The sequence below is a fragment of the Streptomyces sp. URMC 126 genome (assembly GCF_051386555.1).
Taxonomy (GTDB): domain Bacteria; phylum Actinomycetota; class Actinomycetes; order Streptomycetales; family Streptomycetaceae; genus Streptomyces.
Genome location: NZ_JBPQTX010001065.1, coordinates 1 through 256, shown reverse-complemented (window position 1 = coordinate 256; position 256 = coordinate 1). Strand labels below are relative to the sequence as shown.

General features: G+C 71.1%; 1 pseudogene. It reads right to left on the bottom strand.

Annotated elements, in window-relative coordinates:
* Positions 1-256: pseudogene (locus ACSNOK_RS35105) on the bottom strand (phospholipase D-like domain-containing protein); the annotation flags it as partial.

Sequence of the window (256 nt, the reverse complement as noted above, 5' to 3'; positions counted from 1 at the left end):
GGTTCCAGGAGAACGCGGTCTTCGAGGTGGTCATGGAGGCGACGTTCAGGGTGACCCGGTCGGCCGCCTGGCCGAGCCGGGAGAGGAGCTCGTCGCGGTACGTCGCGGGTATCACGTTGAGGTGGTACAGCGGCGCCGCCCCGACGAGCACCCGCACCCGCGGTGTGTGGCCGGCCGCCACGGACGCCTTCAGCCCGTCGACGATCGCGTCGTTGAAGGCGCCGTTCGGCAGCGGGGCCAGGGAGGAGATGTCGAC